The sequence below is a fragment of the Enterococcus sp. AZ103 genome, from assembly GCF_051714685.1.
Lineage (GTDB): Bacteria > Bacillota > Bacilli > Lactobacillales > Enterococcaceae > Enterococcus_A > Enterococcus_A alishanensis.
Genome location: NZ_JBIOSI010000001.1, coordinates 2,150,373 through 2,164,515, shown reverse-complemented (window position 1 = coordinate 2,164,515; position 14,143 = coordinate 2,150,373). Strand labels below are relative to the sequence as shown.

Genomic DNA, 14,143 nt, shown 5'->3' with positions numbered 1-14,143 from the left:
TTTGATTGACTCTTTATTGACTGTTTTTTTTATACTTAAAGTACAGCCATCAATTAACAGTTTTTCTAAAAATCAATCATTTTGACACTTAAGGAGGAAAAATAAATGGTCGATTATAAAGATATTGAAGCCGCGATGACCATCAAACTAGATGATATATTACCAGAAAAAACCATCTTTCATGAAGGTATTCGCCGAGCTCCTGATCGGGGCTTCCGCTTATCAAAAGAACAAACGGCCTTGGCGTTAAAAAATGCCCTACGTTACTTACATCCTAAATATCACGATGAAGTGATTCCCGAATTTTTAGAAGAATTAAAAAAACGTGGTCGTATTTACGGCTATCGTTGGTACCCAAAAGAAAGAGTTCATGGAAAACCAATTCAAGAGTATAAAGGAAAATGTACCGCTGCTAAAGCGATGCAAGTTATGATAGATAATAATCTAGATTTTGATGTGGCTCTCTACCCCTATGAATTAGTCACTTATGGAGAAACTGGACAGGTTTGTTCTAACTGGATGCAATACCATTTAATTAAAAAATATTTAGAAGTCATGACAGATGAACAAACTTTAGTATTAGAATCTGGTCATCCATTAGGTTTATTTAAATCAAAAAAAGATGCACCCCGAGTTATTATCACCAATGGTTTATTAGTTGGCGAATATGACAATATTGATGATTGGGAAATCGCTGAAGAAATGGGTGTCACTAATTATGGGCAAATGACTGCTGGAGGATGGATGTATATCGGACCGCAAGGTATTGTTCATGGTACTTTCAATACTTTATTAAATGCGGGACGTCTAAAATTAGGTATTCCTGATGATGGAGACTTGAGAGGAAAATTATTTATCTCATCTGGACTTGGTGGGATGAGCGGCGCACAAGGAAAAGCTGGAGAAATTGCCAACGCTGTTGCAATCATCGCTGAAGTAGATAAATCTAGAATTGAAACTCGTTTGAATCAAGGATGGATTAGCAATCTTGCTGAAACACCAGCAGAGGCTATTCGAATTGCTAAAGAATATATTACTAAAAAAGAACGAACCTCAATTGCCTATCATGGAAATATTGTTGATTTGTTAGAGTATATTGATCAAAATAATATTCATATCGATCTATTATCTGACCAGACTTCTTGTCACAATGTTTATGAAGGCGGCTATTGTCCTGCTGGTATTACCTTTGATGAGAGAACAGAATTATTGGCAACAGACAAAGTAAAATTCCATCAATTAGTTGACCAAACTTTAGCTCGTCATTATGAAGTCATTAAATCATTAGTTGCAAAAGGTACTTACTTCTTTGACTATGGGAATTCATTTATGAAAGCCATTTACGATTCAGGTGTAAAAGAAATTTCAAAGAATGGTATCGATGATAAAGATGGTTTTATCTGGCCTTCATATGTTGAAGATATCATGGGACCGATGCTGTTTGATTATGGTTATGGTCCATTCCGTTGGGTCTGTCTAAGCCATGATCACAAAGATTTAGTGGCGACTGACCACGCAGCAATGGAGGTGATTGATCCAAATCGGCGTTATCAAGATCGAGATAATTATAATTGGATTCGCGATGCTGAAGAAAATCAATTAGTTGTTGGTACAGAAGCACGGATTTTATATCAAGATTGCATGGGTCGTATAAATATTGCCTTGAAATTTAACGAGATGGTACGAGAAGGAAAAATCGGACCAGTTATGTTAGGTCGAGATCATCATGATGTGTCTGGTACAGATTCACCATTTAGAGAAACTTCTAATATTAAAGATGGCAGTAATGTTTGCGCCGACATGGCCACGCAATGTTATGCTGGAAATGCTGCGCGTGGAATGACATTAGTTGCTTTGCATAATGGTGGTGGTGTTGGAATCGGAAAATCGATCAATGGTGGCTTTGGACTTGTATTAGATGGCTCTGAAGAAGTTGACGAAATCATCAAATCAGCCATCGCTTGGGATACGATGGGCGGAGTAGCTCGGCGTAGCTGGGCTCGCAATGAACATGCTATTGAAACTTCTATAGAATATAATAAAAATAATCAAGGAACGGATCACATTACAATCCCATATATTCCTGAAGAAAACAAAATTGCTGGGGCTGTGGCTAGTCTTTTTAAATAAGATAAAAAAGCTTTTTACCGAATTTTCATGGTAAAAAGCTTTTTTCTATTGATCCGCACTTACTTGCAGTAAAATTTTAGGTTCAATTTTAGTTTCTTTGTTAAATTCATGGAACGTGTGATTCACGGCTTTTAAAATTTCTCTTCTAGTAATAATTCCCTTGAACAATCCTTTTTCATCTAATACTGGTAAATAATTTGCATCTACTAAAAGATGTAAGATATCTTCCAAATCAGACTTTTCAGTGATCGTGCCAATATCTGTTTGCATCACATCAGCTACTGTAAATTGACTTAAATTATCGCTGTCAATTTCATCTAATTCCATCATTTTACTTACGACATCAGTCAGTGTTAATAAACCAACAAAACGATCATCTTTATCTAGGACTGGAATGGACGAATAACCAACTTGTGATAGTACCAGAAGAGCATGTTCTAAAGGGTTTTCCTTCATGACATTTGCGACATTATCAGCCGGAATCACCATTGTTTTCTTTTTGTTCATCATTAATTGTTCAATTTCAGGACTAATCATGAGGCTGCCTCCATTTCTACATCACTATTTTACCTAATTTTTTAGAAGAAAAGTGAATTTTTAAGTTTGATTAACTAAAAATTAGAAATTATTTGGACAAATGAACAGATAATTCCTCTACTGGCTTGTGTGCTCGATTAAAATAATCAACTTCGTAATAAGTCGATTCACTTGTAATAATCGCATAACTTGGAATTTGAATCGGTCCTCTTGGTTGGGAAATACTACCAGGATTTACAAATAGAATCCCTTTATCCATTTCAGCAACTGCTTGATGAATATGTCCAAACAAAGCAATATCAGCTTGTTTTTCAGCTGCTTGTAATGCTAAGGTCGTTAACCCAAAACGGACATTTGATTGATGTCCATGAGTCATAAAAATCGTATCAGAGCCGATTTTTACAATTTGTTCTGTTTTAAAACCAGGGTCAAAGTCACAATTTCCAGTTACGACGGTGAAATTTTTCCATAGTTCATCACTTGAAGGAAGCTCTGAATCACCACAATGAAACATGTGGTCCACTTTTCCTTTGTATCGATCAACTAATTGAACTAAAATATCTCGATCACCGTGATTATCACTAACTACTAAATATTTCATTTATTTTCCTCCAACCAATCCAACCAGACTTTTTCAAGCTTTGTGACTGCTTGGGCGCGATGGCTTAATTTATTTTTTTCTTCTTGACTCAATTCAGCCGCAGTCTTGTTTAATTCTGGAACTATAAACAATGGGTCATACCCAAACCCGTTATCTCCTCTTGGGATGCGACCGATTAAACCTTTCCAATCCGCTGAAACCACTAAACTTTCTTTTTTTGGTGCAGCAAATACCAACGTACAATGAAAGCGTGCAGTTCTTTGATCATCAGGAATTTCGGTTAATTCATGTAATAATTTTGCATTGTTAGCTGCATCATTCTTTTCTTCTCCCGCAAAACGTGCAGAATAAACTCCTGGCATACCATTTAAAGCATCTACAATTAGACCAGAATCATCAGCTAAAACAGGTTGTTGTAAAATTTGAGCGATTGTTTCAGCTTTTAAACGAGCATTTTCTTCAAAAGTATGACCAGTTTCTGCGACATCCGGTAAATCTGGATAATCTTTCAACGTTTTTATTTGATAACCTTCTTTAGCAAATAGAGCTTCAAATTCTTTTACTTTTCCCGGATTCCCAGTTGCAATGACAATCGTTTTGTCTTCGTTTAGGATAAACTCAGAGTACAAAGCTTCTTTTTGTAAAATAATTAATTCTTCAATCGCATTTTTTCCATGAAATAACATTGCGTTTAATTCTTCACCATTAAATGTTGCTTCTTCGCCGGTTCCTTGAATTTCAACAAATTGACCTTTTTCAGTCATCACTATATTCATATCAACTGCTGCGGAAGAATCTTCAACATAATCTAAATCGCTAACTACTGACCCATCTGGTAAAATGCCAACACTAATTGCTGCTAAATGTTCCATAATAGGGTCTTCTTTTAATTCACCGGTAGTCAATAATTTATTGATTGCTAATCTTAATGCAACAAATCCACCAGTAATACTAGCCGTTCTAGTCCCACCATCTGCCTGAATAACATCACAGTCAATGATAATGCTCCGCTCTCCTAGTTTTTCCAAATCTATTACAGCTCTCAAAGCACGGCCAATCAAACGTTGAATCTCCATGGTTCTACCAGACAATTTGCCTTTTGCACTTTCCCTACGGTTTCTAGTATTGGTTGCCCGTGGTAGCATACTGTATTCTGCAGTAACCCAGCCAGTCTCTGACCCTCTTAAAAAAGGTGGCACACTATCCTCTACTGTTGCCGAACAAATGACTTTTGTATCACCAAATGAAATTACTACCGAACCTTCTGGGTGTTTAAATACATTGGTTTCAATTTTTATATTTCTTAATTGATCTTGCTTTCGACCATCATGACGCATTAATTTTCCTCCTCATTAATCATCTAAACTAATATGTTCAACAATCAAATCACGTATATCCAACCATTCATCTGCAATCTCTTGAAACATTTTAGGTGATCCTGTTGTATAAAACTTACAAATTTTATTATCGTTCAAATCATAGTTATTTAAATCAAAATAATCGAGTAACGTACTCAAATCGTTGACAGTTTCAGCGCCTGAATCAATCATTGTTACCTTTTTTCCCATCACATTTTGAATAATTGGTCGTAGCAATGGATAATGGGTACACCCTAAAATCAACGTATCTAAATGCTTATTATGAAGCGGCACAAGTGTTTCTGCCACTACTTTTTTTGCAACTGGGCTTAAAAATTGATTACTTTCAACAATCGGTACAAATTTTGGACAAGCCAGGCTGGTAACTGAAACAGTTGGTGATTTTTCTTTTAATTTTTTTTCATAAGACATACTTTTCACCGTACCTAAAGTACCAATCACACCAACTTTTCCAGTTTGACTTGCTTTTAAGGCTGCTCGTGCACCTGGCTGAATCACGCCAATTACTGGAATATCTACTTGAGCTTTTATTTCTTCTAAAGCGACTGCTGTTGCAGTATTGCATGCAATGACTAATAATTTAATGCCTTGATCAATTAAAAAACGGGTCATTTGCCAAGTGAATTCGATGACTTGCTCTGCTGGCCGTGGGCCATAGGGACAACGTGCAGTATCTCCGATATAAAGAATATTTTCATTTGGTAATTGACGTAAGGCTTCTTTAACAACAGTTAATCCGCCGACACCCGAATCAATAAAACCAATTGGCTGTTTATTTGACAAAATATTTAACCTCAATTTCAAAAATTTTCAACTATTGTTATTTTCCACTTTTTAACCGAATTTTTCAAGTCCTACGATAAAACAAAAAAAGCCTATCAAAAATGATAGACTTAATAGTTGTAATTTCTTTTTTCTAAATAACCAGATGCTAGGCTCAATAAGTAGCAAATCACAAAATACATAGCCGTCATAGCAAGAAACATTGGCACCACATAATTGGTATTTTCACCATAAATAATACGGGCATTGTGCAATAATTCTGGTAATGAAATAATGACAGCCAATGAAGTATCTTTAATTAACGAAATTAATTGACTTAAAATCGCTGGTAACATTGATTTTAATGCTTGCGGAAAAATTATAATAGTTAATGTTTGAAAATAAGTTAAGCCTGACGACATCCCGGCTTCTGTTTGTCCATCTGGTACAGCGTTTAACCCTGCTCGAAATATTTCTGATAACATTGCCGATTCAAAAATAGTCAGAGCCGCAACGGCTGCCCAAAAAATATTAAAAGCAATCCCAATTTGCGGTAAAGCGAAATAAGTAAAGAAAATAATTAATAATAAAGGTAAATTACGAATGATGTCTACGATAAGTCCGACAATCTTTGAAAGATAAGGAATACCACTGTAACGAATCGTCCCTAAAATACCACCTAAAATCATACTAAAAATAATTGAAAACACCGAAACTTGTACTGTTACCCATAAACCGTCCAGCAGGAATCGGATATTAATCCATGAAAAAGCTCCACTAAAATTCATTCATCAATTCCTCCTTTTCTAGACGTTGGCCCAATGCTTGTCTAAGTAATTCATCAAATAAGACAATGGCAAAGTTAGAACTAAATAAAAACAACCAACAATAATATACGTACCAAATGTATTAAAAGTCGTTGAGGCAATTAAGTCTCCTTGGTACATCAAATCTAAACCGGCTACCATTGCTAAAATTGATGAATTTTTAATCAAATTGATAAATTGATTTCCTAACGGTGGTACAACAATTTTAAAGGCTTGAGGTAAAACAATATAGCGCATTGATTCCCAATAAGAAAAACCAGAAGATAGACCAGCTTCTGTTTGTCCATAAGGAACTGTTTGAATCCCAGAACGAACAGTTTCAGCAATAAAAGCTGAAGTATAAATTGTTAAACCGATTGTTCCAGATTGCAAACCATCAAAGGGAAAGAAATAAAGCGGCGCCACTGTATAGAAAAACATCACGATGATTAGCAATGGAATATTCCGAAAGAAAGCAACATAAGCTTTAGCTAGTGAACTAACAATCTTATTTCCGGATAATTGAAAAATAGCCATCAACGTACCAATTACCAGACTAAAAATCAAAGCAACAACACTTGCAATGATCGTATATTTAAAACCACTGACAAAATCAGCTGAATAAGTATTAAATAAATCAAGCATTAAATTTTGCCCCCTTTGCTGCTTTCCCATCTGAATCATTAGGGAACCATTTGTCATAAATTTTGTCGTAGGTGCCATTATCATGCATGGTTTCTAATGCTTTGTTGACTTCATTTAAGAAATCATCTTGACCTTTATTAATGGCAATACCATAAGGTTCATTGGTAAAAGTTCCACCGACTAATTCATACTTATCATTTTCTGAAGCCATTCCTAACAAAATTGCATTATCAGTACTCATTGCTTGACCTTGTCCAGCTTGTAAAGCAGTAAAAGCTTCTGAATAGTTTTCTAACTCAATAATATTTGCTTCTGGTGCGGCTTCGCGAATATTTACTGCTGAAGTTGAGCCTTTTACCACTAACACAGTATCATCTGCTGTTAAACTGTCGACTCCCGTGATATGACTTCCTTTTTCAACTAATAATGATTGACCAGCTGAGAAATAAATATCAGAAAAGTTAACTTGTTCCAATCTTTCTTTAGAAATGGTCATCGTCGCAATGATTGCATCAATGTTCCCATTTTTTAATAAAGGAATCCGAGTTTTAGAAGTCACTTCGACGAATTCAGCCTTACCTTCATCACCTAAAATTTCCTTAGTAATTTGTTTTGCAATATCGATATCAAATCCTTGAACGGTCCGGTCTTTAATATTCATTAACCCAAACAAACGTGTATCATATTTGACGCCCCAATTAATTGTTGGCGTTTCATCAATCCGAGTGGCGATGTTTTCATCGGCAACACTTTGTCCACGACAACCGGATAAGAATAAAACAACCGCTAATCCAATAGCAATCAAAGAGGCAAATTTCTTAAATTTTGACATAAGTCACCCTCCTCTTAATGATTGATTACTTTTCTAACAAATTGTTGTGCTCGTTCATCTTTTGGCATTTCAAAGAAACCTTCCACATCTTTGGTATCTTCTAAAACTTCTCCATCTGCCATAAAAACAATCCGATCGGCTACTTCTTTGGCAAAGCCCATCTCATGAGTTACCACAATCATAGACATGCCATCACGAGCGATTTTTTTCATAACATTCAACACATCGCCAATCATTTCTGGATCCAGTGCTGAAGTTGGTTCATCAAATAAAAGTAGATCTGGGTTCATCGCTAAACCGCGTGCAATTGCTACCCGTTGTTGCTGTCCACCAGATAACATTGATGGATAAGAATCCTTTTTATCTAACATATCTACGCGATCCAGCATTTTTTCGGCTGCTTTAGTCGCTTCTTCTTTTGATTGCTTTAGGACTTTAATTGGCGCCAAAGTAATATTCTCCAACGCTGTTTTGTTAGGATATAAGTTAAAATGTTGAAAAACCATTCCTACTTTTGTCCGGATATCTTTTAATTTGACTTCCTTACTGTATAAATCTCTGTCTTCAATAAATAATTCACCAGAAGAAATTCTTTCCAATGCATTGATACAGCGTAGCATCGTACTTTTACCTGAACCAGAAGGACCGATTACAACCACCACTTCTCCTTTTTCAAAAGTTAAGTTGATATCTTTCAGGGCATGAAATTTCCCAAAATATTTATCTACATGCTTAAATTCCACCATTGACATGTCATCACAACTCCCAATCTCTTTTATATTAATTTTCTCTAATTTAAAATAGGCTAGTTCTCATTATATTCCACAAAATTTTAGTTTGTAAAGAAATAAATCCAAAATTTTTCAATATTCCGTCAAACTTCTACTATTTCCATGTTAGATTTAATTACATGGATGATGGTTTTATCAAACTTGAATTGTTGAATAAAAGTTGTCTAATCAACTAAAAAAGGTTACTATTTGATAGATAGCTCAAATTAGAAAGGTGATTAAATGAAAAATATTATTTTAACTGGTGATCGACCAACTGGACAATTACATTTAGGACATTATGTAGGTTCTTTGAAGAATCGTTTAATGATGCAAGATGATCCAAATAATAAATTGTATATCATGGTTGCAGACATGCAAGCTTTGACTGACAATGCGAAAAACCCTGAAAAAGTTTCTTCAAATATCTTACAAGTTGCGTTAGATTACTTAGCCATTGGATTAGATCCTGAAAAAATTACATTTTTGATCCAGTCACAAATTCCTGAATTGGCAGAATTGACGATGTACTACATGAATTTGGTGAGTGTTGGACGTTTACGCAGAAATCCAACGGTTAAAGCAGAAATTGAACAAAAGAAATTTGGTGAAAGTATTCCAACTGGATTCTTTGTTTATCCGATTTCTCAAGCTTCTGATATTACTGCTTTTAAAGCCAATTTGGTGCCCGTTGGTGAAGATCAAAAACCAATGCTAGAACAAACACAAGAAATTGTTCACAGCTTTAATCATACTTACAGTGAAGTTTTAGTTGAACCAAAAGGTGTCTTTCCTGCTAAAAATATGGGACGTTTACCAGGAATTGATGGCAATGGAAAAATGAGTAAAAGTTTAGGTAATGGCATTTATTTAGCCGACTCTGCTGAAACAGTCGCAAAAAAAGTAATGAGTATGTATACTGACCCTAACCATATTCATGTTGAAGACCCTGGCCAAGTAGAAGGCAACATGGTTTTCACTTATTTAGATGTTTTTGGAACAGATAAAGAAAAAATCGAAGAATTAAAAGAACATTACCGTCGTGGTGGTCTTGGCGATGTGAAAATCAAACGTTACTTGATCGAGGTTTTAGAAGCAGAATTAGGACCAATTCGCACGCGTCGTGAAGAATTTGCCAAAGATCCTGCTGAAGTGATGAACATTCTACAAAAAGGCAGTCAAGAAGCCCAAAAAGTTGCTGCCAATACTTTATTGGAAGTCAAAAAAGCAATGGGAATTGCTTATTTCAGTTAAGCAAAAAACTGTTTCTGCTAAGCAGAAACAGTTTTTTTAATTAGCCTCACAGGCAACTTTTTGCAAGACTTTAGTAAAAGCAGCATCCTCATTAAAAGGATGAAGATAATCAAATATTTCTCCACCAGCCTCCATAAAATATCCCCGATTCTCAACTTCAATTTCTTCTAATGTCTCTAAACAATCGGATACAAATCCTGGTGTAACTACAAGGATCTTTTTGACTTTCTGACTCGGTAAAGCATTTAACGTTTCACTAGTAGCCGGTCTTAACCATTCACCTGGACCGAATTTAGATTGATAAGTATGGGCATATGGCAGCTCTCCCAGACATTTCAAAAGTAAACGGGTAGTCTCTTGGCATTGTTTCTCGTAGGGATCACCCTTTTTTATTTCAGAAACTGGTATGCCATGGTAAGAAAATAGAATCATGTCGTAATCATTTTTTTCCCATTGCTTTTTTATGTTTTCAGCTAATAAATTCAAATAATCTTGATTGTCATAAAAATGGGCGATTGCTCGTAAATTGGGTTGTTTACCCTGATCTTTGAAATAGCGGTTGATTTGATCATAAATTGGTGCAACAGTTGTATTTGAATATTGTGGATACAAAGGTAAAACAGTTAAGTCAGTGACTCCTTTGGCTAGCATTTCATCTAAAACTCTTGCTATTTTCGGTTCGCCATAAGTCATTGCAAAATGAACTTGCTGATCAGGAACTAGCTCTTGTAAAAGCTGTGTCTGCTTTTTCGTATAAAAAAATAGTGGTGAGCCTTCATCAGTCCATATGCTTTGATAAAGTTTTGCTGATTTTTTGGGCCTTGTTTTTAAAATAATTCCATGTAAAATTGGTAACCAAACAGCACGTGGCAGTGAAATAACTCGTCGATCACTTAAAAATTGTTTTAAATAGCGACCTACCGCTTCTGCTGTTGGTGCTTGTGGCGTTCCCAAATTCACCAATAATATCCCTTTTTTCACATTAAACTCCTTTTAAAAATAAATATATTCCATGATACCATAATTTTATCTACAAAAAAACTATTGCCTAAACAGGCAATAGCTTTCAAATTTATTTTAATGATAGAAATCAAAACGACCTTTAGCAAAAACTTCTTTCAAACCACCTGTTTTTAATAGTGAACGATCGGCAATTACTTTTTTCATAACTGATGCTGGGTAAGCCGTCATTTCAGCTTTACCAACTAAACCAAGAGCATGGGTATTGCCGATTGATGCAACTGAACCCAATGATTTAAATGAAAATGGCGTGCTTGCTTTTCCGCTCATTTGATTTAATATGTCTTTTCCGGCATAATGCCCCATCTTCAAAGCGATTTGCGCTGTTGTTGGATATGGACGATTACTAGCTGGATCCATTACAGCCGCTACATCTCCAAGAATATAGACGTTGTCATAGGTTGGATCGGTTAAGTTTGGTTTTACCATAACTCGTCCACGTCGTTCTTCAAAACCAGATTCTCCGACAATTTTATTACCACTTACACCTGTTGTCCAAATGATTGTTTTGGCATGAAGAGATTCTAAATCACCATCTTTACCATTTTGATAGACGACTTCATTTGGTCTTACTTCTTTAATCATTTTACCGGTCATTAGTTTTACGCCCCATTTTTTAAAATGGTTAATTGCATATTGACCTAATTTGTCACTAAACATTGGTAAAATTTTATCAGCTGCTTCAACATTATAAATTTCGATTTGTTCTGGTTTAACACCAGCAATCTCAGCGAAATGTTTCGTATTTTCAACTAGTGAACCAACTAATTCAATTCCAGTAAAACCGGCGCCACAAACAACAATGCGTAAATTTGCTTCATCTTTACTTGTTTTATATTCTTTTAATTGTGCTTCAATATGTTCATAAACTTTAGCAGCTGTTTTTACATCCACCATTTCTAATGCATTCACATCCGCACCAGGAATACCAAATGTTTCAGATTGAAAACCTAAACCGACAATCAGATAATCATAATTCAAGCTTTGACCATCTGTTAACAAAACGGATTGTTCATCAGCATTGATTTTTTCGACTGTCTTTTGAAGGAAAGTTGTTTTTTTAGGGTTCACCACATCCATGATTGGATAACTAATTTTTTCTCCTGATTGTGTCCCTGCAGCTACCTCGTGCAAAGCGGTTGATTCATAGTGGTAGTCATTGCGATCCACCAAAGTAATATGAATATCTGCTGAAGATTTTTGTAATACATGCAGTGCGCTTAAGCCAGCGTATCCTGCTCCTAAAATAACGATTTCTTTCAATTTAAAGACCTCCTATAAGATTAAATAAAAATAATTGCGAAAGTTACAACCTGAGCCAAAGCACCAACTGCTAGGATGCGAATGGCACAAATAAAGGTTTCTGTTTTAATTTGTTTTTTCCGAAATAATGCGACCTGTTTATACACAAATGGCAAAATTAAAAAAGTTAGCAAAAATGTCCATGGTGCAATTTGAAAAACGACTGCTAAAACGATACTTAAGAAAGCAATCACATTCATCCAAGTAAAAAGTTGAATTGCCCTTGGTTTTCCTAAATAATGAACGAGTGTAAAACGATTATTATTTTCATCCTCTTCCAAATCACAAATATTATTGGCTAACATTAGATTTGCAATCCACAACGTATTCGGTAGAGAAATCAGAAAAATACTCGCCAATGTCACAATATTCCATTGGAATATTTGATATGTGTTTAAATAAACACAAAGCAAACTAATCATAAAGCCCATAGTAAACCCAGAAAAAAACTCACCGAGTGGCAAGCTTGATAAAGGTCGTGGACCTGAGGAATAAAAAACACCAACAAAATAACAAAAGACACCCATTAATAAAAAGGGCCAGCCAACAATCATTGCAATCACTATTCCTAATAACGCAGAAAATATAATCATTGCAATCATCATCCAAAATACCAGACGCACATTTAATTTTTCTCGACCAATGATATTTGTCTTCTCTCGATAGTCATGAATTTCACTGGCGTGATGATAATCATTATAGTTGTCTAAGATGTCAACGGCCATGTTAAAAACAAACATCGAAATAAAAAATAAAAGTACCAAACCTAAATGAAGTGATCGATAATTATACCAGCTAAAACAAATCCCAATAAAAAAAGGCATTACACTTGCTGTTTTTGCTTTAATTTCGACTAATTCCAAAAAAACGGCTAAACTCATTTCTTCCTTCTTCCTATCAAACTTTCTTCTACATTATGCCTGTTTTTGTCAATTTCTTCAAAAACTATGCTCCAAAAAGCTGGTCAAAAGTTAATATTTTCTGAAAACTTACCATATTTCAATTAAAACTTAATCTAATCCAGATGGTTCTAGTAGTTTTTCTCTTTGAGATAAGCTAAAATGAAAAACGAGTCTAAAAGAAAAAGGAGTAAACATGTTAGATTATTGGAAAGATTATCCTAATCTCCAGCAAAAACTTACCTTAGTTCAAGATTTAATGGCTGAAAGATTAGTAATTCAAAATAAAGAAATAGAAGGTGCTATTCAAGCTTTTAGTACAAAAGGCGGAAAATTAATTCGACCAGCGCTCTTCTTTTTATTTGCAGAAATTGCTCATGGAGAAGTTTCTGATGAAAAATTCGTAAAAATTGCTGCTTCGTTAGAGTTATTACACTCAGCTACTTTAGTTCACGATGATATCATTGATGATTCTCCTACTCGTCGTGCGCTGCCAACGATCCAATCACAATTTGGCAAAGATATCGCAGTTTACACGGGAGATTTTATCTATACAATTTACTTTGAACTATTGGCGGAAACAATGACAGGCACCCCATTTCTAATGAAAAATGCCAAATCAATGAAAAAAATTTTACAGGGTGAACTCCATCAAATGTCATTAACTTATCAAAAAGATCAAAGTATTTGGCAGTATTTAAAAAGCATCAATGGAAAAACTGCCGAACTCATCAGTTTAAGCTGTTGGGAAGGTACTTATTTTGGTGGTGCTGATCTTGTCACTCAAGCACGAGCTAAAAGAATTGGCAAAGCGATTGGCTTAGCCTTCCAAGTCTATGATGATATTTTAAACTTTTCATTGGATTTAGGAAGTGATGAAAAACCAATTTTGACTGATGTTGTTCAAGGGATTTATACCTACCCTTTGTTAGCAGCCAAAAATAATTCACCGGAAAAAATAAATCCTTATTTAATCCATCCTGAAAATCTATCTATTAAAGAACGAACTGAATTAGCTGAGTTAGTCGCTGAAACTGGTGGCTTAGAAGATGCCTTGATTTTTGCCGAAAAGTTAACTGAAAAAGCTATTCGAGAAATTGATTTACTGCCAGAATCGGCTTCCAAAGAAACTTTGAAAAGTATTACTGTTGATTTATTGCATCGTGCTTATTAAAAAACGTTGTCTGCTAAGACAACGTTTTTTTA

General features: G+C 35.1%; 14 protein-coding genes. 3 read left to right on the top strand and 11 right to left on the bottom strand.

Going from position 1 to position 14,143, the window contains the following annotated elements:
• Positions 1-105: 105 nt before the first annotated feature.
• Positions 106-2,130 carry a urocanate hydratase gene (locus tag ID741_RS10890; protein ID WP_438719983.1) on the top strand — a complete coding sequence of 675 codons (2,025 nt, stop codon included), beginning with the start codon at positions 106-108 and terminating at the stop codon, positions 2,128-2,130.
• 45 nt (positions 2,131-2,175) lie between these two features.
• Here the strand turns inward: ID741_RS10890 and cbpB are convergent, their stop codons facing one another.
• The 8 genes from cbpB to ID741_RS10850 form a co-directional block, all read right to left on the bottom strand.
• On the bottom strand, positions 2,176-2,667 hold the full coding sequence (gene cbpB / locus ID741_RS10885; RefSeq protein WP_218325196.1) for a cyclic-di-AMP-binding protein CbpB: 492 nt from the start codon (positions 2,665-2,667) through the stop codon (positions 2,176-2,178).
• 88 nt (positions 2,668-2,755) lie between these two features.
• The gene (locus ID741_RS10880) at positions 2,756-3,268 is read right to left on the bottom strand and encodes a metallophosphoesterase (protein WP_218325195.1); all 513 of its coding nucleotides are present in this window, start codon (positions 3,266-3,268) and stop codon (positions 2,756-2,758) included.
• Entirely contained in the window at positions 3,265-4,605 is a 1,341-nt protein-coding gene (rph, locus tag ID741_RS10875; RefSeq protein WP_438719982.1) for a ribonuclease PH, read from the bottom strand. The genes ID741_RS10880 and rph overlap by 4 nt, the downstream gene beginning before the upstream one ends.
• 15 nt (positions 4,606-4,620) lie before the next feature.
• Positions 4,621-5,430 carry a glutamate racemase gene (racE, locus tag ID741_RS10870; protein ID WP_438719981.1) on the bottom strand — a complete coding sequence of 270 codons (810 nt, stop codon included), beginning with the start codon at positions 5,428-5,430 and terminating at the stop codon, positions 4,621-4,623.
• 110 nt (positions 5,431-5,540) lie between these two features.
• Positions 5,541-6,197, bottom strand: a complete 657-nt coding sequence (locus ID741_RS10865; protein WP_218325192.1) for an amino acid ABC transporter permease — start codon at positions 6,195-6,197, stop codon at positions 5,541-5,543.
• 18 nt (positions 6,198-6,215) lie between these two features.
• Positions 6,216-6,860 carry an amino acid ABC transporter permease gene (locus ID741_RS10860; protein ID WP_218325191.1) on the bottom strand — a complete coding sequence of 215 codons (645 nt, stop codon included), beginning with the start codon at positions 6,858-6,860 and terminating at the stop codon, positions 6,216-6,218.
• A complete protein-coding gene (locus ID741_RS10855) occupies positions 6,853-7,692 on the bottom strand; it encodes a transporter substrate-binding domain-containing protein (protein ID WP_218325190.1) in 840 nt (279 codons plus the stop codon). The genes ID741_RS10860 and ID741_RS10855 overlap by 8 nt, the downstream gene beginning before the upstream one ends.
• Before the next feature lie 14 nt (positions 7,693-7,706).
• A complete protein-coding gene (locus ID741_RS10850) occupies positions 7,707-8,444 on the bottom strand; it encodes an amino acid ABC transporter ATP-binding protein (protein WP_218325189.1) in 738 nt (245 codons plus the stop codon).
• Between the two features lie 261 nt (positions 8,445-8,705).
• On the opposite strand from ID741_RS10850, the gene trpS reads away from it, so the two are divergent.
• Positions 8,706-9,716: a tryptophan--tRNA ligase gene (trpS, locus tag ID741_RS10845; RefSeq protein WP_218325188.1), complete on the top strand. Its 1,011-nt coding sequence runs from the start codon at positions 8,706-8,708 to the stop codon at positions 9,714-9,716.
• 36 nt (positions 9,717-9,752) lie between these two features.
• Here trpS and hemH read toward each other — a convergent pair whose 3' ends face one another.
• From hemH to ID741_RS10830, 3 genes are all read right to left on the bottom strand, one after another.
• Complete coding sequence (gene hemH / locus ID741_RS10840; RefSeq protein WP_438719980.1) at positions 9,753-10,697, bottom strand: ferrochelatase; 945 nt, start codon at positions 10,695-10,697, stop codon at positions 9,753-9,755.
• Between the two features lie 96 nt (positions 10,698-10,793).
• Positions 10,794-11,999, bottom strand: a complete 1,206-nt coding sequence (locus ID741_RS10835) for an NAD(P)/FAD-dependent oxidoreductase (RefSeq protein ID WP_438719979.1) — start codon at positions 11,997-11,999, stop codon at positions 10,794-10,796.
• A gap of 20 nt (positions 12,000-12,019) precedes the next feature.
• Positions 12,020-12,919, bottom strand: coding sequence for a prenyltransferase (locus tag ID741_RS10830; RefSeq protein ID WP_218325185.1), 900 nt, complete (start codon positions 12,917-12,919; stop codon positions 12,020-12,022).
• Between the two features lie 214 nt (positions 12,920-13,133).
• Here ID741_RS10830 and ID741_RS10825 point away from each other — a divergent pair, with 214 nt between their 5' ends.
• Positions 13,134-14,111, top strand: a complete 978-nt coding sequence (locus tag ID741_RS10825) for a polyprenyl synthetase family protein (RefSeq protein ID WP_218325184.1) — start codon at positions 13,134-13,136, stop codon at positions 14,109-14,111.
• The last annotated feature ends 32 nt before the right edge of the window (positions 14,112-14,143 follow it).

Excerpts from the sequence above, each read along its gene's own strand:
- ID741_RS10890 (WP_438719983.1), top strand. The coding sequence starts at position 106 with ATGGTCGATTATAAAGATATTGAAGCCGCGATGACCATCAAACTAGAT.
- cbpB (WP_218325196.1), bottom strand. The coding sequence starts at position 2,667 with ATGATTAGTCCTGAAATTGAACAATTAATGATGAACAAAAAGAAAACA.
- ID741_RS10880 (WP_218325195.1), bottom strand. The coding sequence starts at position 3,268 with ATGAAATATTTAGTAGTTAGTGATAATCACGGTGATCGAGATATTTTA.
- rph (WP_438719982.1), bottom strand. The coding sequence starts at position 4,605 with ATGCGTCATGATGGTCGAAAGCAAGATCAATTAAGAAATATAAAAATT.
- ID741_RS10865 (WP_218325192.1), bottom strand. The coding sequence starts at position 6,197 with ATGAATTTTAGTGGAGCTTTTTCATGGATTAATATCCGATTCCTGCTG.
- ID741_RS10860 (WP_218325191.1), bottom strand. The coding sequence starts at position 6,860 with ATGCTTGATTTATTTAATACTTATTCAGCTGATTTTGTCAGTGGTTTT.
- ID741_RS10855 (WP_218325190.1), bottom strand. The coding sequence starts at position 7,692 with ATGTCAAAATTTAAGAAATTTGCCTCTTTGATTGCTATTGGATTAGCG.
- ID741_RS10850 (WP_218325189.1), bottom strand. The coding sequence starts at position 8,444 with ATGTCAATGGTGGAATTTAAGCATGTAGATAAATATTTTGGGAAATTT.
- trpS (WP_218325188.1), top strand. The coding sequence starts at position 8,706 with ATGAAAAATATTATTTTAACTGGTGATCGACCAACTGGACAATTACAT.
- ID741_RS10830 (WP_218325185.1), bottom strand. The coding sequence starts at position 12,919 with ATGAGTTTAGCCGTTTTTTTGGAATTAGTCGAAATTAAAGCAAAAACA.
- ID741_RS10825 (WP_218325184.1), top strand. The coding sequence starts at position 13,134 with ATGTTAGATTATTGGAAAGATTATCCTAATCTCCAGCAAAAACTTACC.